Annotated in this window: 22 protein-coding genes; 4 read left to right on the forward strand and 18 right to left on the reverse strand. The window is 60.7% G+C overall.

Annotation, left to right across the window (positions count from 1 at the left end):
* The first annotated feature begins 49 nt into the window (after window positions 1-49).
* Window positions 50-883 carry a MurR/RpiR family transcriptional regulator gene (locus tag ACQZ5K_RS20025; RefSeq protein ID WP_125146079.1) on the forward strand — a complete coding sequence of 278 codons (834 nt, stop codon included), beginning with the start codon at window positions 50-52 and terminating at the stop codon, window positions 881-883.
* 212 nt (window positions 884-1,095) lie between these two features.
* On the opposite strand, the gene ACQZ5K_RS20030 is transcribed toward ACQZ5K_RS20025, so the two are convergent.
* From ACQZ5K_RS20030 to ACQZ5K_RS20080, 11 genes are all read right to left on the reverse strand, one after another.
* Window positions 1,096-2,670, reverse strand: a complete 1,575-nt coding sequence (locus ACQZ5K_RS20030; protein WP_448741268.1) for an FGGY-family carbohydrate kinase — start codon at window positions 2,668-2,670, stop codon at window positions 1,096-1,098.
* A 60-nt stretch (window positions 2,671-2,730) separates the two neighbouring features.
* The gene (locus ACQZ5K_RS20035) at window positions 2,731-3,450 is read right to left on the reverse strand and encodes an HAD family hydrolase (RefSeq protein WP_448739268.1); all 720 of its coding nucleotides are present in this window, start codon (window positions 3,448-3,450) and stop codon (window positions 2,731-2,733) included.
* 7 nt (window positions 3,451-3,457) lie between these two features.
* Window positions 3,458-4,942, reverse strand: coding sequence for a mannitol dehydrogenase family protein (locus tag ACQZ5K_RS20040; RefSeq protein WP_448741194.1), 1,485 nt, complete (start codon window positions 4,940-4,942; stop codon window positions 3,458-3,460).
* A gap of 61 nt (window positions 4,943-5,003) precedes the next feature.
* On the reverse strand, window positions 5,004-5,780 hold the full coding sequence (locus ACQZ5K_RS20045) for an L-iditol 2-dehydrogenase (RefSeq protein ID WP_448741195.1): 777 nt from the start codon (window positions 5,778-5,780) through the stop codon (window positions 5,004-5,006).
* On the reverse strand, window positions 5,777-6,775 hold the full coding sequence (locus ACQZ5K_RS20050) for an ABC transporter ATP-binding protein (protein WP_448741196.1): 999 nt from the start codon (window positions 6,773-6,775) through the stop codon (window positions 5,777-5,779). Before ACQZ5K_RS20050 ends, ACQZ5K_RS20045 begins: the two co-directional genes overlap by 4 nt.
* 12 nt (window positions 6,776-6,787) lie before the next feature.
* Entirely contained in the window at window positions 6,788-7,612 is an 825-nt protein-coding gene (locus ACQZ5K_RS20055; RefSeq protein ID WP_003525171.1) for a carbohydrate ABC transporter permease, read from the reverse strand.
* A gap of 12 nt (window positions 7,613-7,624) precedes the next feature.
* Window positions 7,625-8,497 (reverse strand): carbohydrate ABC transporter permease, encoded by an 873-nt coding sequence (locus ACQZ5K_RS20060; RefSeq protein ID WP_104679882.1) that lies wholly within the window; start codon window positions 8,495-8,497, stop codon window positions 7,625-7,627.
* A 174-nt stretch (window positions 8,498-8,671) separates the two neighbouring features.
* Complete coding sequence (locus ACQZ5K_RS20065; protein ID WP_065655300.1) at window positions 8,672-9,985, reverse strand: ABC transporter substrate-binding protein; 1,314 nt, start codon at window positions 9,983-9,985, stop codon at window positions 8,672-8,674.
* Between the two features lie 144 nt (window positions 9,986-10,129).
* Window positions 10,130-11,083: a sugar-binding transcriptional regulator gene (locus ACQZ5K_RS20070; RefSeq protein WP_003524928.1), complete on the reverse strand. Its 954-nt coding sequence runs from the start codon at window positions 11,081-11,083 to the stop codon at window positions 10,130-10,132.
* Window positions 11,084-11,345: 262 nt separating this feature from the next.
* Window positions 11,346-13,196 carry an ABC transporter ATP-binding protein gene (locus ACQZ5K_RS20075; protein WP_448741197.1) on the reverse strand — a complete coding sequence of 617 codons (1,851 nt, stop codon included), beginning with the start codon at window positions 13,194-13,196 and terminating at the stop codon, window positions 11,346-11,348.
* Window positions 13,197-13,244: 48 nt separating this feature from the next.
* On the reverse strand, window positions 13,245-14,408 hold the full coding sequence (locus ACQZ5K_RS20080; RefSeq protein ID WP_448741198.1) for a M20 aminoacylase family protein: 1,164 nt from the start codon (window positions 14,406-14,408) through the stop codon (window positions 13,245-13,247).
* A gap of 305 nt (window positions 14,409-14,713) precedes the next feature.
* On the opposite strand from ACQZ5K_RS20080, the gene ACQZ5K_RS20085 reads away from it, so the two are divergent.
* From ACQZ5K_RS20085 to ACQZ5K_RS20095, 3 genes are all read left to right on the forward strand, one after another.
* On the forward strand, window positions 14,714-16,423 hold the full coding sequence (locus tag ACQZ5K_RS20085) for a peptide ABC transporter substrate-binding protein (protein ID WP_065655297.1): 1,710 nt from the start codon (window positions 14,714-14,716) through the stop codon (window positions 16,421-16,423).
* Window positions 16,424-16,565: 142 nt separating this feature from the next.
* On the forward strand, window positions 16,566-17,576 hold the full coding sequence (locus tag ACQZ5K_RS20090; protein WP_020813216.1) for an ABC transporter permease: 1,011 nt from the start codon (window positions 16,566-16,568) through the stop codon (window positions 17,574-17,576).
* Complete coding sequence (locus ACQZ5K_RS20095) at window positions 17,569-18,489, forward strand: ABC transporter permease (protein WP_448741199.1); 921 nt, start codon at window positions 17,569-17,571, stop codon at window positions 18,487-18,489. Before ACQZ5K_RS20090 ends, ACQZ5K_RS20095 begins: the two co-directional genes overlap by 8 nt.
* A 130-nt stretch (window positions 18,490-18,619) precedes the next feature.
* On the opposite strand, the gene ACQZ5K_RS20100 is transcribed toward ACQZ5K_RS20095, so the two are convergent.
* From ACQZ5K_RS20100 to ACQZ5K_RS20130, 7 genes are all read right to left on the reverse strand, one after another.
* Window positions 18,620-18,970, reverse strand: a complete 351-nt coding sequence (locus ACQZ5K_RS20100) for a ribbon-helix-helix domain-containing protein (protein ID WP_020813218.1) — start codon at window positions 18,968-18,970, stop codon at window positions 18,620-18,622.
* 70 nt (window positions 18,971-19,040) lie between these two features.
* On the reverse strand, window positions 19,041-19,607 hold the full coding sequence (locus ACQZ5K_RS20105) for a DJ-1/PfpI family protein (protein ID WP_020813219.1): 567 nt from the start codon (window positions 19,605-19,607) through the stop codon (window positions 19,041-19,043).
* A gap of 97 nt (window positions 19,608-19,704) precedes the next feature.
* The gene (locus tag ACQZ5K_RS20110; protein WP_448741200.1) at window positions 19,705-21,102 is read right to left on the reverse strand and encodes an amidase; all 1,398 of its coding nucleotides are present in this window, start codon (window positions 21,100-21,102) and stop codon (window positions 19,705-19,707) included.
* Window positions 21,103-21,155: 53 nt separating this feature from the next.
* Window positions 21,156-21,977, reverse strand: a complete 822-nt coding sequence (locus ACQZ5K_RS20115; RefSeq protein ID WP_175422206.1) for an ABC transporter permease — start codon at window positions 21,975-21,977, stop codon at window positions 21,156-21,158.
* The gene (locus ACQZ5K_RS20120; protein ID WP_137005555.1) at window positions 21,974-22,924 is read right to left on the reverse strand and encodes an ABC transporter permease; all 951 of its coding nucleotides are present in this window, start codon (window positions 22,922-22,924) and stop codon (window positions 21,974-21,976) included. Before ACQZ5K_RS20120 ends, ACQZ5K_RS20115 begins: the two co-directional genes overlap by 4 nt.
* Before the next feature lie 212 nt (window positions 22,925-23,136).
* The gene (locus tag ACQZ5K_RS20125; RefSeq protein WP_448741201.1) at window positions 23,137-24,672 is read right to left on the reverse strand and encodes an ABC transporter substrate-binding protein; all 1,536 of its coding nucleotides are present in this window, start codon (window positions 24,670-24,672) and stop codon (window positions 23,137-23,139) included.
* A 180-nt stretch (window positions 24,673-24,852) separates the two neighbouring features.
* On the reverse strand, window positions 24,853-25,755 hold the full coding sequence (locus ACQZ5K_RS20130; protein WP_137005553.1) for a LysR substrate-binding domain-containing protein: 903 nt from the start codon (window positions 25,753-25,755) through the stop codon (window positions 24,853-24,855).
* Window positions 25,756-25,869 lie beyond the last annotated feature (114 nt).

Below are 25,869 nucleotides of genomic sequence, written 5' to 3' on the forward strand. Positions count from 1 at the left end.
TTGCGCGCGCGCATGCATCATCGTTCAATAAAGATAAAAGAATGAGGCGTTGGTGGAAAAGCTGCTGTTGAACCTTACGCGCGCCATGAAGGCAGGCACCCCTTCAGAGCGCAAGATCGCCAAATATCTGATCGAACATCTGGACGAATTGCCGTTCGAGACGGCGCAGACGCTGGCCGCCAAGCTCAGCCTCAGTCCGATGACGGTCGGCCGTTTCCTGCGTTCGCTGGGATACCGGCAATTCAGCGATATACGCGCCGATCTGCGCCATGCCGAAGAAACGGCCGGCGCGGACCAACCCGCCATGGCCGAAGGCGGCGAACGCCATTCCAACCCGTTTTCACAGCTTCTGTCCCAGCAGATTCAGGCCATCCAGACCGCTTTCGACATGACCACCCAATCGATCTGGCGGGTCGCCATGAACGAGATCGCCACGGCGGGCAATGTTTTTCTGGCAACCTCTCCGGAAGGTCTCGATGCCGGGCGGCATTTTTACGGGCGGCTTCTGGAGAGCCGGGGCCATATCCATTATCTCGGCAGCGACAGCGCGGCCTATGTGGCCCTGTGGGATTTCGACCCCGCGCAGGCGCTGCTCGTCATCATGGATTGCGGCGGCGCCCTGTCGCCCCTGCAACGCCTGTCGGCAATGGCGCGCAAGAGCGGCTACAGGACATTGCTGATCACCACACGCTTTTATGAATGGGGACCGGAAAGCGCCGATCTCTGCCTTGCCATGCCGCAGGCGCAGAATGGCGGCCAGGGCCTGCTGCAACTGGTCTCCCTGCTGGAATTTACCCTTTGTGCTCTTGGCGCCAGCGCCGATGACAGCGGCAGGGCAAGGGCGAAGAACCTCACGGCCCTGAAACGCTCGCTGCGCAGCTAATTGCGTTTGGCGGCAATACGGGGCCGAGGGATCGAGTGGTTACCGCTCGTTTTTTCTCCTCGTCGGGGAGGAGGTCGCGGCAGCGGGATGAGGGGGCTAGAGTGCGTTCTATCGCTGGCGTTCCCCCGCATCCGGCCCTTCGGACCACCTTTTCTCCGGCGGGGAGAAGAAATGAGCGGCGGCCGTTAAAGCCAGTCATTACACTCTAGAAGTCAAAGGCTTTCCAGTTCCTGACGATGGCGGTGCATGGCGAGAAAACGGCGGTAATCCCGCTCATAACGGGGGGCCCGCGCCGGATTGCCTGATATTTCCGCATTGCCCGGATACATGGCGGCCCCTGCAGCCGCAAGGTTCGCATGCACCTCGCCGGCCGTCGCCGCCGTCATCGCCGTGCCGAGCAGCACCGCATCGGCGGTGGCGGGAACGACGATGCGCTTGCCCGTCACATCGGCGTAAAGCTCCATCAGCAACGGGTTCTTCACATGCCCGCCGGTAACGTGCAGGCTTTCCACCGCATACCCGAAACGCTCCATCGCATCGAGCACATGGCGCGCGCCAAGCGCAATGCCGACGGCCGTGCGCCAGTAAAGACGGCAGAGACTGTCGAAAGATGTATCCAAAGTCAGTCCGCTGATGACGCCGACCGCATGCGGGTCGGCAAGCGGCGAGCGGTTGCCGTGGAAATCCGGCAGCACATGCAGCCGCTCGGCGAAGGCCTCGCCCTCAAGCGCGCGCAATTCCGTTACCCGCGCAACGATGCGGGCATGCAGCGCCGTATCCGGCTCACCGCCTGCCGCATGCATGCGCACGATATGGTCGAGCAGCGCGCCCGTGGCCGATTGCCCGCCCTCCACCAGCCAGTGACCCGGCAGGATCGCCTGCCAATAGGGACCCCAGAGGCTGTGGCCGGGCATCTGCCGCTCCGACATGGCGACAAGGCAGCTCGATGTACCGGCGATCAGCGCCACATGCCGGCCCACATCCGCAGACAGACAGCCGCCCAATGCGCCGAGCGCGCCGGCATAAGCGTCGATCATGCCCGCCGCCACCTGGCAGCCGGTATCGAGACCCAGTTCGGCGGCGGCTTCGGGCGAAAGCGGGCCGATGCTTTCCCCCGGCATTACCGTGGTTTCGGGAAGCCCTGCCCGCTCCCTCAAATCGGCAAGGCCCGCCAATTCGAGATAATCCGCCTGCCAACCGGGATTTTCCTGCGCCAGAAAATTCCACTTCGCCGTCTGCGTGCAATTTGAACGCTGCGCGGAACCGGTCGCCTTCCACGTCAAAAAATCCGCCAGATCGAAAGCGAAGGACATGCGCGACCAGCTTGCCGGCATATGCGTCTTCAGCCACATCAGCTTCGGCATCTGCATTTCCGGCGAGACGCTGTTGCCGGCGAAATCCAGCACCCGGTGGCCGGATGCCGTCAGCCGGTCGGCCTCGCCTATCGCCCGGTGGTCGAGCCAGACGATGGTGTCGAACCGGTCCTCCCCGGTAACGGAAACCGAAACCGGCTCACCCCGCCCATCGCGGATGACCAGCGAGCAGGTGGCGTCGAAACCGATGGCGGCGATGCTTTGCGACGAAACACCGGCCTCGGCAAGCGCCGCCCTCACCACGATGCAGACCGCTTTCCATATGTCGGTGGAATCGTGCTCGGCGTGGTTTTCCTGCGGCCTCTGCATCAGGATGGGATGGGTGGAACGGGCAAGCAGCCGGCCGGCCGGATCGAAAATGCCGGCCCGGGCGCTGGCGGTGCCGACATCGACAGCGACGAGATTTTGACGCATCAAGACTGCAATTCCATCCCTTGCGCAACGACCCGGCGACGGCGGCAGGCAAAATCTGCTTCAGCCCGCATCACGTTCCATTTGGCCGTCAAAACCGCCCTTCCCCACATAATTTCCGACAAGTTGGACCAAATCCGGCATCGCGTCAAACACCGCATCCGCGCCAAGCCCGGCGATCTTTTCACGGAATGCGGGAAAGCGCGCATGCGAACCGCCGGTAAAGGCAAAAACGCCCATGCCGGCCGCCTTTGCGGCGGCAATGCCGGCCGGGCTGTCCTCGATCACGATGCAGTGACGCGGCTCGACGCCCATTTCGCGCGCCGCATGCAGGAAGAGGTCGGGCGCCGGCTTGCCGTTCTTCACCATGGTGGCGCTGAAGACATGCGGTTCGAATTTGTCGATCAGGCCCGTCAACCCCAGCGAATAACGGATGCGTTCCGGCTGGCTTGAGGAAGCGACGCAGCGCCGCAGCGGCAGGAGCCTGTCCAGCGTTTCGCCAATGCCGTCAATCGGCCGAAGCTCGGTGCGGAAACGCTCAAACAGCGTCGCCCGCATATGGTCGAGAAAATCGATGTCGGTTTCGACACCGTAATCCTCAAACAGCGTCGCCGTCATGCTGGCCACACTGCGGCCGAGAAAGCGCTCATAGGCTTCTTCCTCCCCCATCGTCACGCCGAGATGGGAGAGCATATCGAGAAGGACGGAGATGGAGACCGGCTCGCTATCGACGAGAACGCCGTCGCAATCGAAAATCAAAAGGGGCCCGGTCTCGTCTTCCATCTCTCAGTCACTTTTCAGCCAGCTTGTCATCCAGATAAAGCTGCAAAGTCTTCGCCGTGCCTTCTTGCCACAGCGTCTTCAATGCATGGGCAAAGCGTTTACGGAAAAGCTCCGATTCGGCAACCGTTCCGAAGATGTCTTCAAGCGCGAGGAAGGCCATCGGATCATCCTTGGCCTTGATGGCAGCCGCCTGAAGCCGGTCGGCGCTGGCGTCGTTGAAGGCGATTTCCTTGCCGCTATCGGAGGTGCCCTGGAAATAACGGCACCACAGCGCCGAAACCAGCGAAAGGCCGACAATATCCTCGCCGCACGCCAGACGGTCGGCGGTGGATGGCAGGATGAATTTCGGCTGACGGTTGGAACCGTCCTGCGCCAGACGCGGAATGGTGTCGCCGATCTTCGGATTGAGGAAACGCCGCTCGATCAGCGCGAAATAATCGGCGAGATTCGTATCGGGAACCGGCGGAATGACGGGAATGATCTCGTCATTTTCAAGCTTTGCCAGAAACGCCCGGATCAGCGGATGTTCCATCGCCTCATGCACGAAATGAATGTCGAGCAGCGCCGCCGGATAGGCGATTGCCGCGTGGCCGCCATTGAGGATGCGGATTTTCATGTGCTCATAGGGCGCGACATCTTTCACGAACTGCACGCCGGCCTTTTCGAGCGCCGGGCGACCGGCGGGAAAATTATCCTCCATCACCCATTGCTTGAACTCCTCGCAGAAGACCGGCCAGTTGTCCTCGATGCCGAAATCGTCACGGGCGATATTGCGTTCGCGCTCGCCTGTCGCGGGCGTGATGCGGTCGACCATGGAATTCGGGAAAGCGACATTTTCGCCGATCCAGTTGGCGAAAGCCGGATCGGAGAGAGCCGCGAGCCCGACGACAGCATTTTTCGTGACCTTGCCATTATGCGGAATGTTGTCGCAGGACATGACGGTAAAGGGTTGCAGCCCCTTGTCGCGCCGCGCCTTCAGCCCGGCGACGATGAGGCCGAACACGGTTTTCGGCGAAGCCGGGTTCTTGCCGTCTTCTGCAATGGCCGGATGCTGCGGATTGAAGGAACCGGAAGCATCGATAAAATAACCGCCTTCCGTAATCGTCATGGAAACGATGCGGATTTTCGGATCGGCGAGCGTATCGATGATGGCCTTTGTATCGCCGACCTTCAGAATATCGATCATCGGCCCGGTGACGCGCGCACCGGTGCGGTTATTGTCCTGCTCCACCACCGTGGTCAGGAAATCCTGCGCGGCAAGCTTTTCGCGCATCACCGCATCGGACGGCAAAACGCCCGCGCCGATGATGGCGAAGTCATGATCCGTTCCGGTGTTGAAGAGGTCATCCAGATAAACCGCCTGATGGGCGCGGTGGAAATTGCCGACGCCGAAATGCACGATGCCGGCGGAAAGATCGGCCCGGGAATAGGCTGGAACAGCCGCGGTTTTTCTGGCGTCGTCAAGCGTTGCGAGGGAGAGTTTGCATGTCATGTCACGATCCTCGAAGGGGAAACGTTGTTCGTGCCAAGGCCGGGCGGCAGACGCCCGATACTCAGCTCATCCAGTTGCCGCCATCGACATTATAGGTCTGGGCGACGATGTATTCGGCCTCATCGGAGGCAAGGAAGATCGCCATGCCGGTCAGGTCTTCGGCACGGCCCATGCGGCCGAAGGGCACGGCCTCCCCAACCAGCCGCTTCTTTTCACCGGCGGGGCGGTTTTCATATTTCGCAAACAGCGCATCCACGCCGTCCCAATGCTCGCCATCGACCACGCCCGGCGCAATCGCATTGACGTTGATGCCGTGCCTGACGAGATCGAGCCCCGCCGATTGGGTGAGGCTGATGACGGCGGCCTTGGTGGCGCAATAAACCGCCACCAAGGCCTCGCCGCGCCGGCCCGCCTGGCTTGCCATGTTGATGATCTTGCCGCCTTTTCCCCGAGCGATCATTGTTTTTGCGGCGGCCTGCATCATGAACAGCGTGCCGGACACGTTGATCGAAAACAGTCTTTCGTAACTCTCGCGTTTGATCTCGACAATCGGTGCGAGGTCGAACAGCGCGGCATTGTTGATGAGGATATCGAGCCCGCCGGTCTGGCCCTCCACCGTGCGAATGGCGGTGTCGATGGAATGCTGTTTGGTCACGTCGAGTTCGACGGCATAGGCATTCTCGCCGATCTCGCGGGCGGTCTTGCTGGCGCGCTCGAAATCGATATCGGCAATGGCGACGGTTGCCCCCTCGCGTATATAGGCTTCGGCAAAGGCACGGCCGATGCCGCGCGCCGAACCCGTTATCAGCGCGGATTTGCCTTCCAGTCTTCCCGTCATATCGCCACACCCTTTTCATCGAACCTGTGGATCTTGGTGTCATCCGGCGTGATGAAGACGGTATCGCCGTGTTTGCATTCGAACTCGCCATCTGTCCTTGCAGTGATCGGCCCGATGCCGTCGACCTCGAGATGCAGGAAGGTATCCGATCCGAGATGTTCGGCCACCGTCACCTTGCCCTGCCACAGCCCGCTCTCTTTCGACAGCACCAGATGCTCCGGCCGCACCCCGGCGGTGGTGGCATTCTTGCTGCGGGGGTAGTCGCCGGTCACCAGGTTCATGCGCGGCGAGCCGATGAAGCCGGCGACGAAGAGGTTGGCGGGGGAGCGGTAAAGCTCCATCGGCGAGCCGACCTGCTCGATATTGCCGCGGTTGAGCACCACGATCTTGTCGGCCATGGTCATCGCCTCCACCTGGTCGTGGGTGACATAGATCATCGTCGTCTTCAGCGTGTTGTGCAGCTCGGAGATTTCCAGCCGCATGGTGCCGCGCAGCGCCGCATCGAGGTTGGAAAGCGGTTCGTCGAACAGGAAGGCAGACGGTTCGCGCACAATGGCGCGGCCGATGGCGACACGCTGGCGCTGGCCGCCCGACAGCTGCGAGGGCCGGCGCTCGAGATAGTCGGTAAGGTTCAGCACCCTTGCGGCGTCCTCGACCTTTTTATCGATGATCGCCTTGTCGAGCTTGGCCATCTTCAGCGGGAAGGCGATGTTGTTCCTGACACTCATATGCGGATAAAGCGCATAGGACTGGAACACCATGGCAAGGCCGCGCTCGGCCGGCGCCTTTTCCGTCACATCCTTGCCGTCGATGACGATCTTGCCGCCGGAAACATCTTCCAGCCCGGCAATCAGGCGCAGCAGCGTGGACTTGCCGCAGCCGGAGGGACCGACGAAGACGACGAATTCGCCGTCGTGGATATCGAGATCGATCGACGGGATGACTTTCGCCTCACCGAAGAGCTTGGACACGTTCTGAAGGGAAATGCTGCCCATGTTTGTCGTTCCTTATTTCACGGCGCCAAAGGTCAGGCCACGCACGAGTTGTTTCTGCGAGAACCAGCCGATGACGAGAATGGGGGCGATCGCCATCATCGAGGCGGCCGAGAGTTTTGCCCAGAACAGCCCCTGCGGCGAGGAGAAGGAGGCGATGAAGGCCGTCAGCGGGGCTGCATTGGTGGTCGTCAGCCGGATGGTCCAGAAGGATTCGTTCCAGGCAAGGATGACGTTCAAAAGCAACGTCGAGGCAATGCCCGGAACCGCCATCGGGGTCAGCACATGCACGATCTCGTTCCACAAGGATGCGCCATCCATGCGGGCGGCTTCGAGAATCTCGCCGGGGATTTCCCGGAAGTAGGTGTAGAGCATCCAGATGACGATCGGCAGGTTGATGAAGGTCAGCATGATGGTGAGCCCGATGCGGGTATCGAGCAGGCCGGCATTGCGGAAGATCAGATAGATCGGCACCAGCACGGCGACGGCCGGCATCATCTTGGTGGAGAGCATCCACATCAAAATGTCTTTGGTGCGCTTGGTCGGCGAGAACGCCATGGCCCAGGCGGCGGGAATGGCGATGATCAGCGCGATGATCGTCGAGCCGAGCGACAGCACGACCGAGTTCATGAACGGCTTGAAGTAATCGCGCTGGGTCTGGACCGTCACATAGTTTTCCAGCGTGCCGGACGGAATGAGGCTGAAGCCTGCGATTGCCTCGGGCTCGGTCTTGATCGAGGTGAGGAAGGCATAGAGAATCGGGAAGAACAGCAGCAGCGCCACGGCCCAGGCCGCGATGGAAAAGCCGATCTTTGCGCGTGTGGTTGTCTTGCGGGCCATGATGTTTCCCCCTTACCGGTCGAGGTTCTTGCCGACGGCGCGCATCAGGAAGATGGCGACGATATTGGCGAGGATGACGGCGATGATGCCGCCGGCCGAAGCGCCGCCGACGTCGTAGCCCAGAAGTGCTGTGCGATAGATGAGGAAGGCGAGGTTGGTGGAGGCGTAACCGGGGCCGCCATTGGTGGTGACGAGGATTTCCGCATAGACGCCAAGCAGGAAGATCGTCTGGATCAGGATGACGACGGTGATGGCGCGCGACAGATGTGGCAGCGTCAGGTAGACGAAGCGGTTGACGAAGTTGGCGCCATCCATCTCGGCGGCTTCCTTCTGTTCGCCATCGAGCGACTGCAGGGCGGTCAAGAGGATCAGCGTTGCAAACGGCAGCCATTGCCAGGCGACGATGATGATGATGGAGAGCAGCGGAAACTGCGCGAACCAGTCGACCGGCTGGAAACCGAAGAAGCGCGACAGATCGGCCAGCACCCCGTAACCGGGATGCATGATCATGTTCTTCCACACCAGCGCGGCCACCGGCGGCATGACGAAGAAGGGCGAGATGATCATGATGCGCACGATGCCCTGGCCAAAAATGTCATTGTCGAGCAGAAGCGCAATGGCGATGCCGCCAACCACCGTGATGAGCAGCACGCCGCCGACGATCAAAAGCGTGTTCCAGATCGACTGGAAGAAGGCCGGATCGGTATAGAAATACTGGTAATTGAACAGACCGGCGAAGCTGACATTGGCCGGATTGAGGAGATTGTAGTTCTGGAACGAGAACCACAGGGTCATCGCCAGAGGCACGATCATCCACACCAGCAACAGCAGCACCGATGGCGCAAGCATGACCCGCGCTAATCCGCTTGTGTTTCGGGTTGCCATTGCACTCACCTCCCCTTGGGCCTGGACGTCACGACATGCGCCCGGCATATCCGGAAGAACCGGCTCATTCTTGTTTTGATTTGAAAGGCTTAAACGCCGCCGTACAGACCGGCGGCTTGCCGTCCCCAAGGTTCGCTGCCCGGCATTGGCGCCGGACAGCGATCTTCGGGAGGATTACTTGATGTAGCCGGCGCGGGTCATTTCACGCGTCGCGGTCGACTGGGCGCCCGCAAGCGCATCATCGACGCTGGACTGACCGGCAACGACCGCCGAGAACAGCTGACCGACCGTGGTGCCGAGCGCCTGGAATTCAGGGATCGCCACGAACTGACCGCCGGTGTAAGGCACGGGCTTTACGGTCGGCTTGGTGATGTCGGCGGCATCCATCGCGGCAAGCGTCGGCTTGGCGAAGGCGGCGGCCTTTTCATACTCGGCATTCTTGTAAAGCGAGGTGCGGGTGCCCGGAGGCACGTTTGCCCAGCCTTCCTTGGAAGCGACGAGCTCGGTATATTCCTTGCTGGTTGCCCAGGAGATGAACTTCTCGGCCGCTTCCGCCTTCTGCGAGCTCTTCGGGATCGCGAGGTTCCAAGACCACAGCCAGTTGCCGTGGTTCTTCAGCTCACCATGCGTCGGGAAGATGGCATAACCGACCTTGTCGGCAACGGTGGAATCCTTCGGGTTGGAGACGAAGGAAGCAGCGACCGTAGCGTCGATCCACATGCCGCATTTGCCCTGCTGGAACAGCGTCAGGTTTTCGTTGAAGCCGTTGGAGGATGCACCGGAAGGGCCGGCATCTTTCATCAGATCCACGTAGAACTGCAGGGAGCTCTTCCATTCCGGCTGATCGAATTGCGGCTTCCAGTTTTCATCGAACCAGCGGCCGCCGAAGGAGTTGGTCAGCGCGCTGATGAAGGCCATGTTTTCGCCCCAGCCGGCCTTGCCGCGCAGGCAGATGCCGTTGATATCGGCCTTGCGATCCGTAATCTTGCGGGCAGCGTCGCCGATGAATTCCCAAGTCGGGTTATCGGGCATCTTCAGGCCGGCTTTTTCGAACAGGTCCTTGCGATACATGATCATGGCGGATTCGCCATAGAAGGGCGCGGCGTAAAGCTTGCCTTCGCTGGAGAGGCCGCCGCGGATCGCCGGCAGCAGATCGTCGACGTCATATTTGTCGCCGAGCTTCTCGAGCGGCAGCAGCCAGCCCTGCTTGGCCCAGATCGGCACTTCGTAGTTACCGATGGTCATGATGTCGTATTGGCCGCCATTGGTGGCGATATCGGTGGTCACGCGCTCACGCAGGACGTTTTCTTCAAGCGTCACCCACTCGACCTTGATGTCGGGGTTCTTGGTGGTGAAGTCCGAGGTCAGACCCTGCATGCGGATCATGTCGCCGTTGTTCACGGTCGCGATGGTCAGCGTCTCGGCGGAAGCAAGGGTCGAAAAGGCGAGTGCCGAGCATGCGCCCAGCAAAATGGTCTTCAATGTCATATCTTCCTCCCAGAAGAAAAATGATGAGCATTCGCTTTGCTCTAGGGCATTTACTCACCTCATCAGCAAAAAAGTCAAGCGACATCCTGTGCTGCGACGCACATGGAAAAACCAAGCTATTGATTTTATGTGTTTAATTTTTGCTCAGTGCGTGAGCAAATATTCGCTTGTGACTTCATCGGTGATGAGGCCGTTTAGCAGACCGCCCCTCAACGCCGCCAGAATCGAGGCGTTCTTGCGTGCGCCCTGCGCCATGCCGATGACGGTGCAGGTCTCTCTTGAAGGGATGGGAACGGAGGCGACGCGCTCGTTGACGGAATGCTCGAGAATGCGGCCATTGGCATCATACATCCAGCCGCAAATCTCGCCAACGGCACCGCTTGCCATCAGCGCCTTCATCTCGTCGACACCCAGAAAACCGTCGACGCAGAGCGGTGCGTTTTCGCCAAGTTCGCCGACACCGACGAAGGTGACATTGGCCGCAGAACCCAGCGCCAGCGTGGAGCGCACCATGGACTGGTCGTGCAACAATTCGCGCTCTTCCGCAGAAGAACATAGAACCGGCAGCGGCATTGGGAAATGCCGGGCCTTGATGGCATCGGCCATGCTGAAGATGACGTTATAATAGGCGGCCGAGCCATCCGGCCCGATATTGCCCGTCAGCGACACGATGCGATGCTGGGGGCATTCCATCGGCGGCAGCTGGTCGACAGCGGCCTTCAATGTACGGCCGGTACCGATGGCGAGCACGATGGGATCGGCATTCTTCAGCCAGCGCTCGATTTCCGCCGCCCCGGCCTCGGCAATGCCGACAGTGGAGGAGACGCCGGCCGGATCGCTCGGCACCACCTCGATATATTTGAGGTCGAATTTCTCTTTCAGCCGCTCGGCTTTTTCGAGACAGGCGGCGATGGGGTGATCGAGCCGGACCTTGATCAGCCGTTCGGCAACGGCGAGCGATACCAGCCGCTGCGCCGATTGCCGGGAAATGCCCATGGCGGCGGCGATCTCATCCTGCGTGCGGCCCGCGACATAATAAAGCCAGCCGGCACGGGCCGCATCGTCCAGCCGTCCATGTGCGTCGTTTCGTCTGGCCATGCCGCTGCCCTTTGAGAATTATGCTTGCGCATTTGCTGGCATTTTTTTGCGTCGGCTGTCAAACGGCGGATGGGCGGAAAGACTATACGGCGCGAAAATCGGCGGATGAGGAAAGGTGACTGACGGCTTATACGTCCGTGTCGTTATTTTTCCGTCATTCCGGCCTTGAGCCGGAATCCAGCCACGGCGCGTCTGCGCCGTGAAAGAGTCTTTCGCGATCAAGGCCGGGGTGACGATGCTGGGTTAATGCCCATACCCTCAATCAAGCCGCTTCCTGCACCAGATGCCCGGCAGAAACCTCACGGTAATGGCGCTGCGGCGGCACATAGTCCACCGGCCGGATCGGGCTTTTGATCTCGTCGGTCGCCATATTGCGCCGGATCTGCCGCCGCGCCGGGTCCGGCACCGGAACGGCGGACATCAGCTTTTTCGTATAGGGATGCTGTGGATTGTCGAAAACCGCCGCGCGAGGCCCGATTTCGACGATCTCGCCGAGATACATCACCGCCACACGATGGCTGACGCGCTCCACCACCGCCATGTCATGGCTGATAAACAGGAAAGCGAGGTTGAGGCTCTGTTGCAGGTCGAGCAGCAGGTTGCAGACCTGCGCCTTGATCGAAACATCGAGCGCGGACACCGCCTCGTCGGCGACGATGACCTTGGGGTCGAGCATCAGCGAGCGGGCAATGGCGATACGCTGGCGCTGTCCGCCGGAAAATTCGTGCGGGAAACGCCGCATCATATCCGGGCTGAGGCCCACCTTTTCCAGAAGATCAGCCGCCTTTTCGCGAGCCTGCTGCTTGGTTCCGAGGCGATGCTCGATAAAGGGCTCCATGATCGCCGTGCCGATGCTCATGCGCGGATCGAGCGAGGCGAAAGGGTCCTGGAAGATCATCTGCACGCTGCGGCGCATGGTGCGCAGCGTCGTCTTGTCGAGCTTCAGCACCTCGTAGCCATCGAGCATGACATTGCCGGATGTCGGCTCGATCAACCGGGTGATGGAGCGGCCCGTGGTGGACTTGCCGCAGCCCGATTCACCCACGAGAGACAGGGTTTCGCCCTCGGCGAGATCGAAGGAGACCTTTTCCACCGCATGCACGGCGCCGGATTTGCGGCCGAAAAGGCCGGTGCGGATATCGAAACGGGTGGTGAGATCCTTGACGGAAAGAATGGGCGTGCGGCCGCCGGAGACCGTATCCTTCACCTCCGCGACGGGCTGGCTTTCACCGGTCTTGATATCGATGATCGGGAAACGGGCCGGCAGCACCCTCTCCTTCATCGAGCCGAGCTTCGGCACCGCCGAAAGCAACGCCCGCGTATAAGGATGGCGGCCACGATGGAAGATGTCGTCGGTGGTGCCGGTTTCCACCACATCGCCGCGGAACATGACGATGGTGCGGTCCGAGACTTCCGCCACCACGCCCATATCATGGGTGATGAACAGGACCGACATGCCCTCCTCTTCCTGCAACGTCTTGATGAGGTCGAGAATCTGGCCCTGAATGGTCACATCGAGCGCCGTTGTCGGCTCGTCGGCGATCAGCAATTTTGGTTTGGAGGCGAGCGCCATGGCGATCATCACGCGCTGGCGCATGCCGCCGGAAAACTGGTGCGGATAATCGTCGAAACGGTTCTTCGCATTGGGAATGCGGACTTTTTCCAGAAGCCGGATGACCTCGGCCTTTGCGGCAGAGGAGGAAATATCCTGATGCACGGTCAGCGCTTCGGCGATCTGCTTACCGATCGGAAAGATCGGGTTGAGGCTGGTCATCGGCTCCTGGAAGATCATCGAAATGTCCTTGCCGCGGACCTTGCGCATCTCTTCTTCCGGCAGCGCCAGCAGATCGCGCCCGCCGAGCATGACCTTGCCTTCGATGCGGCTCGTCTTTTTATCGAGCAGCCGCATGGTGGAGAGCGAGGTAACGCTCTTGCCTGAGCCGCTCTCGCCGACGATCGCCACCGTCTCACGCGGCGCGATCTCGAAACTCATATTGCGGACCACGGATTTCCAGCCGCCATCGACGCGGAAGGATGTGGTGAGATTTTGAACCGATAAAACCGGGCTTACCGAACCGCCGGTCTGTTCCATGGACGTTGCCGCCAAAAGCATGCCGATCTCCTGAAAAGCAAAAGGCGGCCATGAAGGCCGCCGGATGTCTTACGCAGCAAGTGCGGTTTCGGCCATCGAAACCCAGTAGCTGATGCCGTAAGGCAGCGCATCGTCGTTGAAATCATAGGCCGCATTGTGCAGCCCGGCGGTATCGCCATTGCCGATGAAGATGAAGGCGCCGGGGCGAGCTTCCAGCATGTAGGAGAAATCCTCCGCCCCCATATGCGGGTTGGGATTGGTGTTGACGGCGTTCGCACCGGCCACGCCCATCGCCACGCCGGTCGCGAATTCGGTCTCATCACTATGGTTGAAGGTGACGGGATAACCGCGATGATATTTCACCTCCACGGTGGCGCCATGCGCCATGGCGGTGGCGGTCGCCAATTCCTTCAGGCGCTTTTCGGCGAAATCGCGGGTTTCCGGCAGCAGCGTGCGCACCGTTCCCGTCAGCGTCACCGCACCGGGAATGACATTGACGGCCGTGCCGCCATGGGTGGTGGCGACGGTGACGACCAGCGATTTCAGCGGATCCGTCTCCCGCGAGACGATGGATTGCAGGGCGATGATGACATGCGCCGAGGTCAGCACAGGATCGATGGAAAGATGTGGGGCGGCCGCATGGCTGCCCTTGCCGGTGATGACGATTTCGAAACTATCCGCCGCCGCCATGGTCGATCCCTTGCGGATGGCGAAATTGCCGACCGGAATGCCCGGCTCGTTATGCATGCCATAGACCTGCGAAATGCCGAATTTCTCCATCATGCCGTCGTTCAGCATGGCGAGCGCGCCAGCGCCGCCCTCTTCCGCCGGCTGGAAGATCACCGCCACGGAGCCCTTGAAATTGCGGGTCTCGGCCAGATATTGCGCCGCACCCAAAAGCATGGCGGTGTGCCCGTCATGACCGCAGGAATGGGCCTTGCCCGGCGTCTTCGAAGCCCAGGGCTTGCCGCTCGTCTCGAGGATCGGCAGCGCGTCCATGTCGGAGCGGAAACCGATGGTCGGGCCATCCCCGTGCCGGCCCTTGATGATGCCGACCACGCCGGTTTTGCCGATGCCGGTCTCGACCACGTCGCAGCCGAAGGATTTCAGTTTTTCCGCCACGAACTTCGATGTTTCGAAGACATCGTAGAGCAGTTCCGGGTGTTCATGCAGATGGCGCCTCCAGCCGGCAACTTCTTCCTGCATTTCAGCCACACGGTTCAATATCGGCATTCTCTTTTTCCCTTTTTTTGTTCCCCGCCGGGTTGTCGGACGCCATATTGCGTTTGGAATTTCTCGTTTTGCAAGCATGAAATTTGCTGCATGAGCGAAAAATAGGCCCAAAACTGAATGGCTCAATTTTTGTTCATCAAAGAAACATTGGGACTTGCTTTTCAAAAAAACTGACAATAGCATCATCGGGAATGGAGGAATATTCCTTAGCAAAGTCAAATACTTAGAATAACAGACCTTGCACATGACGACGGGAAAAGCGTCAAACATTCAAATAGATAAAATCCAAAAAGGGGAAAACTACAATGAAGAAGCGCAGCGTTCTCTTTGCCAGCACGGTGGCGGCCATGGCCTTGGCAGGCTCTGCCGCCCATGCCGAGCGCGGCAGTGACGGCGAACTGAAAATCCTGTTCTGGCAGGCCGTATCGACACTCAATCCTTATCTTTCCGGTGGCACGAAGGAAGTCTACAGCTCATCTATGGTGATTGAGCCGCTGGCGCGCTACGACGAAAAGGGCGAGCTGGTGCCGATGCTGGTCACCGAAATTCCGACGATCGACAATGGCGGCGTCGCGAAGGATCTGCTCAGCATGACCTGGAAGCTGAAAAGCGACGTGAAGTGGTCGGATGGCACGCCGTTTACCGCCGAGGACGTTATTTTCACCTGGAAATATTGCACCGCACCGGATGGCGGCTGCGCGCAGGCGGCGCAATATGAGGGCGTGAAGAATGTCGAGGCCGTCGACGCCCACACCGTCAAGGTCAGCTTCACCGAACCGAAACCCTACCCCTATTCTGCATTCGTCGGCGCACAGTCGCCGGTCATCCAGAAGAAGCAGTTTGAAAAATGCGTCGGCGCTGCCGCACCCGGCTGCACATCCGCCAATTTCGGCCCGATCGGCACCGGCCCCTTCGTGGTCAAGGATTTCAAGCCGAATGACGTGATCAGCTTCGTCGCCAACACCAATTACCGCGACCCGGCCAAGCCCGCCTTCGCCACGGCGACCCTGAAGGGCGGCGGCGATGCCGCTTCCGCCGCACGCGCCGTTCTCGAAACCGGCGAATTCGACTATGCCTGGAACATGCAGGTGGAGCCGGAAATCCTCGCCACCATGGTAGCCGCAGGTAAAGGCAAGCTTGAGACAGCCTTCGGCACCCAGGTCGAGCGTATCAATCTCAACTGGTACAATGCCGATCCTTCGCTGGGCGACAAGCGCTCCACCAAGCAGGCAGGCCCGCACCCTGCCCTTTCCGACCCTGCCGTGCGCCGTGCATTGTCGCTCGCCATCGACCGCGATGTCATCGACGAAGCGGGTTATGGCGAAGCGGGCAAGCCGACCTGCAACATCGTGCCGGCTCCGGAAGCCGTCGCTTCCACCAAGAATGACAGCTGGTGCCTGAAGCAGGATGTGGAAGGCGCAAACAAGCTGCTGGACGATGCCGGCTGGGTTAAGGGCGCCGATGGCATTCGCGCCAAGAATGGCGTGAAGCTCTCCTTCCTCTACCAGACCTCCACCAACTCGGTTCGCCAGGCCACGCAGGAACTGGTGAAGGACATGTGGTCGCAGATTGGCGTTGCCTCCGAACTGCGCAATGTCAGCGCCTCGGTCTTCTTCGGCGGCGACCCGGCAAGCCCGGATACCTTCCAGAAATTTTATGCCGACGTCGAAATGTACACCAACAATTTCGACGGCACGGACCCGGAAAAATATCTGGCGGAATGGCTGTGCGACAAGATCCCGGCCCCGGAAAACGGCTGGCAGGGCCAGAATATTCCGCGTTATTGCAACCCGGAATTCGACAAGCTGGTGGGTGAACTCTCCAAGACCGCTGAGCTTGCCAAGCGCGCGGAGATTTCCAAGCAGCTGAACGACATGCTGACGGAGGAAGGCGCGCATATTCCGCTCATCCACCGCGGCAGCGTTTCCTCACATTCGCTGACGCTGGAAGGCGTTCGCATGAATGCCTGGGATTCGGAACTCTGGAACGTCGCGGACTGGTCCCGCAAGAAGTAACACGCGGATGCGCCGGCTTCTCCCCCGGAGAGGCCGGCCTTCTGCATGCCCCTGGACCATGATCTGAAGACACATTTGCCGCGTTGAGGCGAAAACGCTCCCAATTTTCGTCCTGTCGCGCTCTGGGTCTGGAGAGTTTCAGATGTTTACCTTTACGCTCCGGCGGCTTGCCTTTGCCGTACCGACGCTGCTTGTCATCAGCTTCGTCATCTTCGCGCTGCTCGATCTTGCGCCAAACGACCCGACCGGCGACCTGCCGCTCACCATCCCGCCGGAAGTGCGCGAACAGATCCGCGCCTCGCTTGGCCTCGACCAGCCCTTCTTCATCCGCTATCTGATGTGGCTGCAGCAATTCTTCATCAACGAACCGCTGAACCTCATTGAAAGGCTGACCGGCTGGCAGATCGGCGATGGCAGCCGCATGCGGGTGCTCTCCTGGGCGACACGCAGCCCGGTGGTCGATCTCGTCATTCAGCGCATGCCGCAGACACTGTGGGTGGTGGGCCTCGCCTATCTCTTCGGTGCGCTGCTGGCGATCCCGATCGGCGTCATCTCCGCCTATAAGCAATATTCGATCTTCGACCAGATCGGCACCTTTGTCTCGATGGTCGGTTATTCGGTGCCGACCTTCTTTACCGGCGTGCTGCTGGTCGTCATCTTCAGCTCCTACCTGCAATGGTTCCCGTCCGTTTACGACACCAACCTTCAGGTGACCGACTGGGGAAGTTTCGTGGCGCAGGTGAAGCAGATGTTCCTGCCCGTGCTGGTGCTGACGCTCTACAATGTCTCGCAGATCAGCCGCTTCGTACGCGCCTCCATGCTCGACAATCTGCATCAGGATTATGTGCGCACCGCGCGCGCCAAGGGCGTGAAGGAAAAATCCGTCCTGCTCATCCACGTGCTGCGCAACAGCCTGATCCCGGTCGTGACGGTGATTGCGCTCGGCGTGCCGACGATCTTTTCCGGCGCCATCATCACCGAGCAGATTTTCCGCGTGAACGGGCTTGGCCAATTGCTGATCACCGCCGTTCAGGGTGCGGATATTCCGCTGGTGCAGACGCTCACCTTCATTTTCGCGGTGCTTATCGTGCTCTTCAACCTGATTGCCGACGTGCTGTACGGCATTCTCGACCCGAGGATCCGCTATGACTGACGCCACCATCGCAGCGCCGACGGTTGCGGCCACCCCCACGCAATCCGCCCTTGCCGATATCTGGAAACAGTTCCGCGATCACAAGGGCGGTGTGGCGGGCCTCTTCGTCTTCGTCTTCATCCTGCTGGCGGTCTATGTCGGCCCCTATATTCACACCGTTGCGCCCAACGCCATCAATGTGAAGGCGCGCAACCAGTGGCCGTCGCTCGCGCATCCCTTCGGCACCGATAATCTCGGCAAGGACATGCTGGCGCAGGTTCTGGCCGGCGGGCGCATCTCGCTTGCCGTCGGCATCACCGCCATGTTGCTGGCGCTGTTTCTCGGAACGCTGGTGGGCGTGCTGTCCGGCTATTTCCGCAGGCTCGACGGGCCGCTGATGCGGCTGACCGACCTGTTCCTGGCGCTGCCGCTCTTGCCGCTGCTGCTCGTCATCCTGATGCTGTTTCGCGATACGCTGCGCGCCGCCTTCGGGCCGGAAACCGGCATCTTCATCCTCATCGTCTTCGTGATCGGGATAACCAGCTGGATGCATACGGCCCGTATCGTGCGCGGCGATGTGCTGACGATCAAAAGCCAGGAATTCATCATGGCGGCGAAATCGAGCGGCATGCGCGAATACCGCATCATCCTCAGGCATATATTGCCGAATGTGCTGAGCTCGATCATGGTCTCGGCCACGCTCGGCATTGCCGCCGCCATCATCACGGAATCCGCGCTGTCCTTCCTCGGCCTCGGCTTCCCCTCCGATTTCCCGACCTGGGGACGGCTGCTGTTCGACGGCGCCAACTTCCTGCAACTGACACCCTCGCGCGTGCTGTGGCCGGGGCTGGCGATTTCGCTGACGGTTCTGAGTGTCAACTACATCGGTGATGCGGTACGCGATGCGCTCGACCCGCGGGCGCTGAAGAGCTGAGGGGAATCGTGGAACCATTCCCACCTCATCCTCGGGCTTGTCCCGAGGATCTAATCACGTCGAAAAAAAACGATACGTCGGCAGATCCTCGGGACAAGCCCGAGGATGACGTCGAGTGTACTGTGACCACCTAGTGATAATTCACCTTCTCCGCATCGAGAATGCTGTCCGCATCCAGCGCCGCAATCGGAATATCGCTGCGCGCCGGAATATCGCCGGAAAGCTGAAGCGCCAGATAACGCCCGCAGCAGACCCGCAGGAACGAGGTGAAATTGCCCAGATCGTGCCCGGCATCGATCGATTCATTATAAAGCTTGGCGATAAGCTGCACGCTGTTCATGCCGTCGCGCCGCGCGATCTCGTCCAGCGTCGCCCAGAAGAAGTTTTCAAGCCTGACACTGGTGACCATGCCATCGATCCTGAGCGACCGCGTATGGCTCTCCCAAAGCGCCGGGTCTGCCTTGATGAAAAGCTTGCACATGGTTTCCTCCCTCACCACGCCTGAAAGATAGGCGGAAAACGGGGCTGGAAAAAGCCCCGTTTCGCCGACCTTATTTGCCGAGCACGGCCATGAATTGCGAAAGCCACGCCGGATGCGCCGGCCACGCGGGCGCCGTCACCAGCTTACCGTCGGTAACGGCCGCATCGATGGCGATATCGGCATAGGTGCCGCCGGCCAGTTCCACTTCCGGGCGGCAGGCGGGATAGGCCGAGCAGGTGCGGCCCTTTAAGACGCCCGCAGCCGCCAGCAGTTGCGCGCCATGGCAGACGGCGGCCACCGGCTTGTCGGCCTCGAAGAAATGTTTCACCGCCGAAAGCACATCCGCATTGAGCCGCAGATATTCCGGAGCGCGGCCGCCGGGAATAACCAGCGCATCGTAGTCCGCAACCTTGATATCGGCGAAGGTGGCGTTGAGCGCAAAATTATGGCCGCGTTTTTCCGAATAGGTCTGGTCGCCCTCGAAATCATGGATGGCCGTGGCAATGGTCTGGCCCGCCTTCTTGCCCGGGCAGACGGCATGCACCGTGTGGCCGACCGCAGCCAAGGTCTGGAACGGCACCATGGTCTCATAATCCTCGGCGAAATCGCCGGCGATCATCAAAATCTTCTTTGGCATGTCTGCTCCTCCTGTTTTCGAACGCCTTTGGGCACCCTAACAGGCGGGATCGAGATGCGGGTATTATGGCAATACTACAGGGTCGATAAAGCTGGGATCAACGGGCCTGCGGCGGCTGCGGCCAGCGTCTCACACCACCGCCCCAACTCTCGAAGGCTTTTGAAAGCTTCAGCACGAACAAATCCTCGTAACGCGGCCCGACGATCTGCAAGCCGATGGGCATTCCCGATCTGGAGAAACCGCAATTGATCGAGGAGGCCGGCTGTTCCGACATGTTCCACGGCACGGTGAAGGCGATATGTTCGAAGGGCCGTTCCGGATCATTGGTGGGCGAGGCCCAGTCGGCCGGGTAGGACACGATGGGATTGACCGGCGAAATCACCGCATCAACGGACTGCATCAACCGCCCGCAGGTCTTACGCATTTCCATGGTCTGGTTGAAACCGAAAATGGCGCGCGAACCGGAAATATCCGCCCCCTTCTGCGCCCATTCATGAATATAGGGAAGGATCGCGGCGCGACGGTCAGCGCTCAGCGCCACCATGTCGCCCCAGAACTTCGCCCGCCAGAAATCGTCCAGCCCATCCAGCATTTCCCGCGTCAGCACCGGCTCGACCGGGATGACGATGGCGCCAGCCACCTCGAACAGTTTCGCGGCGGAAAGCACGGCGTCGCGCACCTCCTCGTCCAGCGGCAGGCCGCAGCCGGCATCCAGCATCAGGCCGATTTTCAGGCCCTTTACATTAATATCGAGGTCCATCCAGTCGATATCGTTGGGCGGCAGCGCCGTGCCGTCGCGCCAGTCGGGGCGGGAAAGCGTCGCCATGGCATAGGCGGCGTCGGCAACAGTGCGGGTCATCGGTCCGGCGCAGCGGCCGGTATAATAGGGATCGACCGGGATGCGGCCCTGGCTTGGCTTGAAACCGAAGAGCCCGGTCCAGCCCGCCGGCAGCCGCACCGAGCCGCCAATATCCGTGCCGATATGCAGCGTGCCGTAACCCGCAGCCCCTGCCGAGGCCGCACCGGCGCTGGAGCCGCCGGGGTTCTGGGTGGGGTCCCACGGATTGCGGCTCAGCTTGTGGAAACTGGAAAGGCCGGAGGAAAGCATGCCGTAATCCGGGCACGTCGTCTTGGCGTAAATAATCGCGCCATCCTCACGGCAGCGGGCGGCCACCGGCGCGTCCTCGACCGCGGGCACCAGTTCCACCGCTTTGGTGCCGAGCGGCACGGGATGGCCTTTCGTGGCGATCAATTCCTTCAGCGAAACCGGAATGCCATCGAGGGCCCCGAGCGTTTCGCCCTTTTGCCAACGTTCCGTCGAGGCCAGCGCCTGCCTGCGTGCATCTTCCGGATCGTAGGCATAAAGCGCGTTCACCACCGGTTCGAAAGCATCGATGCGCGCCTCCACCGCCTGCCAATATTCCGATGGCGAAAGCTTCCTCTCCCGGTAAAGCGCCAGGATTTCGAGCGTGTTGAGGTCTATGAGATCGGTCATGGCATCGTCTCGTCAGAAAAACAGGAAATAAGGGCGATATCGACTTGAAACGGTCAGCTGGTATCGCGCGGGTCCAGCAGGTCGCGCAGGCCGTCGCCGAGAAGATTGAGGCCGAAGACCGCGAGCGCAATCGCAAGGCCGGGCATGATGGCGAGCCAGGGTGCCACGCCAAGATAGGTCTGGGCATCGGCCAGCATCCGCCCCCAGGTGGCGGCGGGCGGCGGCATGCCGAGACCGAGGAAAGAAAGGCCTGCTTCCGTCAATATCGCAAGACCGAGCTGGATCGTCACCTGCACGATGATCTGGTTGGAAATATTCGGCACGATGTGGAAAAGCGTGATCTTGGCGCGGTTCTGGCCGATGCTGGTGGCGGCGGTGACATATTCCCGCGACCATATCTGCAACGCCGCCCCCAGCGTCAGCCGGGCAAAGACCGGCACCATGAAGGTGGCGATGGCGATGATGGCGGTAAAACGCCCCGTGCCGATGAAAGCGCCGAGCATCATGGCCGACAGGATGGGCGGCACGGCGAAGATGATGTCGCAGATGCGCATGACCACGGTTTCGGTGAAACCGCGCAGCGCCGCAACCGCAACGCCGATGGTCGTGCCGACAGATGCGCCGATGGCGACGGCGGCGATGGAGGTGGACAGCGAATTCCACGCACCGGCCATCAGCATCGACAAGACGTCGCGGCCGAAATGGTCCGTGCCGAGGCCGCCATAAACGAAGGGCGATTTCAGCTTCTGGACGATCTGCATCTTTGTGGGGGACACCGGCGTCCAGACCAGCGACAGCAGGGCGACCGCGACCAGAAAGACCGTGACGGCGATGCCGACGGCAAAGGCGGGGCGGCGGCGGATCAATCGCATCATCGCGCACCTGCCCGCAGTCTCGGATCGATGAAGAGATAGGCGATATCGACCACGAAATTCATGACGATCACCAGCGCCGAGAAAAACAGCACGACGGACTGCATGACGACGATATCGCGCTGGGTCAGCGCCTGATAGGCAAGCCGCCCGAGACCCGGCAGGTTGAAGACATTTTCCACCAGCACCGCGCCGGCAATGAGGAAGGTGAATTGCAGGCCGATCATGGTGACGACAGGGATCATCGCATTCGGCACCGCATGACGCCACAACGCCACCCGCTCGCTCAGCCCCTTGGCGCGCGCGGTGCGCACGAAATCCTCGTTCATCACTTCAAGCACGGCGGAGCGGCACACACGCGTGAGAACCCCGGCCTGCGACAGCGCCAGCGCGATTGCCGGAAGGATGAGCGCCGTAAGGCCCGCTGAAAAGCTCGGCGTCCAGCCGGGAAAACCGCCGGCCGGCATCCAGCCGAGCGTGGTGGAAAAGACGATGATGAGCAGCAGCCCGACCCAGAAGCCGGGCACGGCAATGCCCACATGCGAAAACAGCCCGGCCGCAAAATCCAGCACCCCGTTACGGCTCCTCGCCGCCGCAACGCCGAGCGGAATGGCGATGGTGACAGACAGGCAGACGGCGAGCAGCGCAAGCGGCAGGGTAACGGCCAGCCGCTCCAGGATCAGCCCCGCCACCGGCACGCCATAGGTATAGGATTGCCCGAGATCGCCCCGGAACACGCCGGCCAGCCAGTGGAGATAACGCAGCGGCAGCGGCTGATCGAGGCCCATCTGCTTCTGCAGCGCGGCGAGCGTATCGGGGCTCGCCGAGGTTCCGAGCATGATGGCCGCCGGATCGCCCGGCAGCAGGCCCATGACGACATAGATGATGAGGGAAACGGCAAACAGGGTGATGACGAGGCTTAAAAGACGCCGGATGAGGACGGCTAACATCTGGCATCTTCTCCTTGCTTTGTTTCGCCTGCGGTCGAAGGTCCAGTTACCTCTCTCCCGTCATTCCGGCCCTGAGCCGGAATCCAGCCGACGCGCATCTGCGCGGCGGAGAGAACCCTTTCAGCCCAAGGACTTGGGCTGGTTGGATGCCGGATCATCCTCGGGCTCGACCCGGGGACCGGCATGACGGAAGAAACGGATATCGACAAACGTCACTCTTCCCAATGCACATCCGTCAGGACATTCGAGGGAATCGGCTCGTTTTCCCACAGCCCCTTTACCTTCTTGTCCCAGACGCCGAGTTTCGGCATGACGAAAAGATAAAGGGCGGGAACGTCTTCCGCGAGGATTTTCTGGGCTTCGCCATAGAGCTTTTCCTGCTCGCCGGCATCCGCCGTCTTTTCCACATTCGCCACGACCTCGTTGAAAGTCGGGTTCTTGTAATTGAAATAATAGGGGTCGCGCGCATAGATATCGATATCCATCGGCTCGGCATGGGCAACGATGGTCATGTCGTAATCTGCGCCCTTCAGGACATCCGCCACCCATTTGGCAGGAAACTCGGTGGTCTCGATGGTCATGGTCACGCCGATTTCGGCAAACATCGCCTGCAGGATTTGCGAGGTGCGCTGGGCATAGGCCATTTGCGGGGCCTTGATAGTGAAGCTGAAACCATCCGGATAACCGGCTTCGGCAAGCAGCGCCCTGGCCTTGTCGATATCGTAAGGATGTACCCCGGTCGTATCGATATAGCCGCGGTCATTCGGCGTGTAATGGCTGCCGATGGCCGTGCCGAAGCCGGACCAGGCGCCTTCAATGACAGTGCCGCGATCCACAGCCATCATCAGCGCCTGACGCACGCGCTTGTCATCGAAAGGCTTGCGGGCATTGTTCATGCCGGCCACGACCTTCAGCTCGGTATTGCCGACGAAGGTGCCGAGGCGCGCGTCGCCATCGAAGGAGGTCATCAGTTCCGGTGCGCCGAATTCCGGGAAGGCATCGATATCGCCGGATTTCAGTGCGGCGGCCTGCGCCTGCGGATCGGAGACGAAACGGAAGGTCGCCTTGTCGAGCTTTACCGAAACGGCCTTGTCCCAATAGGCGTCGTTCTTCTGCAATTCGACCTTGTCGCCCTTGGCCCAGTTCACGAATTTGAACGGGCCGGTGCCGACAGGAGTGGTGCGGTTATTCTCCGCGCCTTTCGGCGCAACCATCACGGAGGCTGGCCAGCCGAGCCAGTAGAGAAGGCTGCCGGCCGGCTGCTTCAACTTCAGCACCAGCGTTGCGGCATCCGGCGTCTCGATACTTTCTATCGCCGCGAAGAAGCGTTTCTGCGGATTGACCGAGCTTTCGCCGCGCGCCCGATCCAGCGAAAATTTCGCGACAGAGGAATCGAAAGACTCGCCATCATGGAAGGTGACGCCCTTGCGCAGCTTGAACGTATAGGTCTTGCCATCAGGGGAAATTTCCCAGCTTTCGGCAAGCTGCGGCTTCACCTTGCCGTCGCGGTCGATCTTCACCAGACCTTCGAAGACATTCTGCCAGGTGACCTGGCCGATGGCGACGGGGGCGGCGATGGTCGGATCGAGACCGGCCGGCTCGACGGCCATGCCAAGCGTCAACGCGGTTTTCGGCGCGGCTTCGGCAACCGTTGCCGAAAGCGGCAGCCAGAGCGCCGTGCCCAAGGCAAGGGTCAGCGCGGTACGGCGCGAAAGCGTTGCCGCCTGCGAAAGATAAGTGCGTGGCATCATTGTCCCCTGTCTGGCGGCCGGGGCATTTTTGCCCTCGGAAGACCGCCCGTTGCAAAAAGAGTGTCATGTTGCAGGCGCACACACAATCTCGATTTTTGTGTGCTCCGTGTAGCTGAAATGGCTACATGGAAATGCGGATGGAAATCAACCTTCCGGGCAGATTTCCGGCCATCTCGCTTATCCCGCCGTCGCCTCGCGCATGAAGCGCTCAATGAAATCGGCGAGCTTGGAGGCGGCGAAGGACAATTGCCGGTCGGGCGCAACGCAGAGATCGATCTGGGTATGGATGCCTTTTTTCCCGGCCAGCGGAACGGCGACCATCTGCCCGCTGCGGACTTCCCGCGCCACCGAAAGCGCCGGCAGAAGCGTGGCGGCGGCGTGGCCCAGCACCAGTTCCTTCAGCATTTCCAACGAGCTGGTGATGAAGACGGGATCAAGCTCGATGCCCGCATCGGCAAACAGCGTATCGAAGGCCTGACGCGCAGCGAAACTTTTATCCGGCAGGGCAAGCGGCAGCCCGGCCAGCTCTTTCAGCGAGACTTCCGGCTGTGCCGCGAGCGCATGGCCGGCCGGGAAGATGGCATCGTAGCTGATGCGGGTGCGCGAGCGCACTTTTACGCCGGAAAGCTTCGGCGCGAACAGGCTGACGACAAGATCGGCTTCCGCCGCACCCAGCGCTTCCATCGCCTGCCGGGCGCTGGTAATATGCACCTCGAAACGCAGCTTTGGATATTTCAGGCTGAATTGCGCCAGCACCGGCGCCAGAAGATTGGCCACCGTCGCACCATTGGCATAGACCGTGACCCGGCCGCGCTGTAGCCCCTTCAGATCGTCGATGAGCTGATGCACATGGTCGAGTTCCCGCAACGTCTTGCCGGCGCGGGCGGCGAGCAGCTCTCCCGCAGCCGTCAGCTTCACGCCGCGGCTGGAACGCTCCACCAGCGGCGAGCCGAAATAATATTCGAGATTTTCGATCTGCCGGCTCACCGCTGTGGGTGCCACATTCAGGTTTTCCGCCGCGGCGCGCATGGAATTGGTGCGGACCAGTTCGTCGAAATACATCAGGGCGCGCAGTTGCATGGTCTGGATACCTTGTTTTGGCCGACACCGTCCGTCATGCCGGGCTTGACCCTGAATCCAGCGCGATCAAGTCCCTGATCGCAATAGAGTCTCTGACCGCGCTGACGCGCGGTC

This window comes from Agrobacterium sp. 22-226-1, from assembly GCF_053522345.1.

Bases quoted from the DNA above. Each gene is read 5' to 3' on its own strand.
- ACQZ5K_RS20070 (WP_003524928.1), bottom strand. From the start codon at position 11,083: ATGGCCAGACGAAACGACGCACATGGACGGCTGGACGATGCGGCCCGT.
- ACQZ5K_RS20095 (WP_448741199.1), top strand. From the start codon at position 17,569: ATGACTGACGCCACCATCGCAGCGCCGACGGTTGCGGCCACCCCCACG.
- ACQZ5K_RS20075 (WP_448741197.1), bottom strand. From the start codon at position 13,196: ATGCTTTTGGCGGCAACGTCCATGGAACAGACCGGCGGTTCGGTAAGC.
- ACQZ5K_RS20040 (WP_448741194.1), bottom strand. From the start codon at position 4,942: ATGACATGCAAACTCTCCCTCGCAACGCTTGACGACGCCAGAAAAACC.
- ACQZ5K_RS20105 (WP_020813219.1), bottom strand. From the start codon at position 19,607: ATGCCAAAGAAGATTTTGATGATCGCCGGCGATTTCGCCGAGGATTAT.
- ACQZ5K_RS20035 (WP_448739268.1), bottom strand. From the start codon at position 3,450: ATGGAAGACGAGACCGGGCCCCTTTTGATTTTCGATTGCGACGGCGTT.
- ACQZ5K_RS20030 (WP_448741268.1), bottom strand. From the start codon at position 2,670: ATGCGTCAAAATCTCGTCGCTGTCGATGTCGGCACCGCCAGCGCCCGG.
- ACQZ5K_RS20125 (WP_448741201.1), bottom strand. From the start codon at position 24,672: ATGCCACGCACTTATCTTTCGCAGGCGGCAACGCTTTCGCGCCGTACC.
- ACQZ5K_RS20090 (WP_020813216.1), top strand. From the start codon at position 16,566: ATGTTTACCTTTACGCTCCGGCGGCTTGCCTTTGCCGTACCGACGCTG.
- ACQZ5K_RS20100 (WP_020813218.1), bottom strand. From the start codon at position 18,970: ATGTGCAAGCTTTTCATCAAGGCAGACCCGGCGCTTTGGGAGAGCCAT.
- ACQZ5K_RS20130 (WP_137005553.1), bottom strand. From the start codon at position 25,755: ATGCAACTGCGCGCCCTGATGTATTTCGACGAACTGGTCCGCACCAAT.
- ACQZ5K_RS20120 (WP_137005555.1), bottom strand. From the start codon at position 22,924: ATGTTAGCCGTCCTCATCCGGCGTCTTTTAAGCCTCGTCATCACCCTG.
- ACQZ5K_RS20065 (WP_065655300.1), bottom strand. From the start codon at position 9,985: ATGACATTGAAGACCATTTTGCTGGGCGCATGCTCGGCACTCGCCTTT.
- ACQZ5K_RS20080 (WP_448741198.1), bottom strand. From the start codon at position 14,408: ATGCCGATATTGAACCGTGTGGCTGAAATGCAGGAAGAAGTTGCCGGC.
- ACQZ5K_RS20045 (WP_448741195.1), bottom strand. From the start codon at position 5,780: ATGACGGGAAGACTGGAAGGCAAATCCGCGCTGATAACGGGTTCGGCG.
- ACQZ5K_RS20060 (WP_104679882.1), bottom strand. From the start codon at position 8,497: ATGGCAACCCGAAACACAAGCGGATTAGCGCGGGTCATGCTTGCGCCA.
- ACQZ5K_RS20085 (WP_065655297.1), top strand. From the start codon at position 14,714: ATGAAGAAGCGCAGCGTTCTCTTTGCCAGCACGGTGGCGGCCATGGCC.
- ACQZ5K_RS20115 (WP_175422206.1), bottom strand. From the start codon at position 21,977: ATGATGCGATTGATCCGCCGCCGCCCCGCCTTTGCCGTCGGCATCGCC.
- ACQZ5K_RS20110 (WP_448741200.1), bottom strand. From the start codon at position 21,102: ATGACCGATCTCATAGACCTCAACACGCTCGAAATCCTGGCGCTTTAC.
- ACQZ5K_RS20055 (WP_003525171.1), bottom strand. From the start codon at position 7,612: ATGGCCCGCAAGACAACCACACGCGCAAAGATCGGCTTTTCCATCGCG.
- ACQZ5K_RS20050 (WP_448741196.1), bottom strand. From the start codon at position 6,775: ATGGGCAGCATTTCCCTTCAGAACGTGTCCAAGCTCTTCGGTGAGGCG.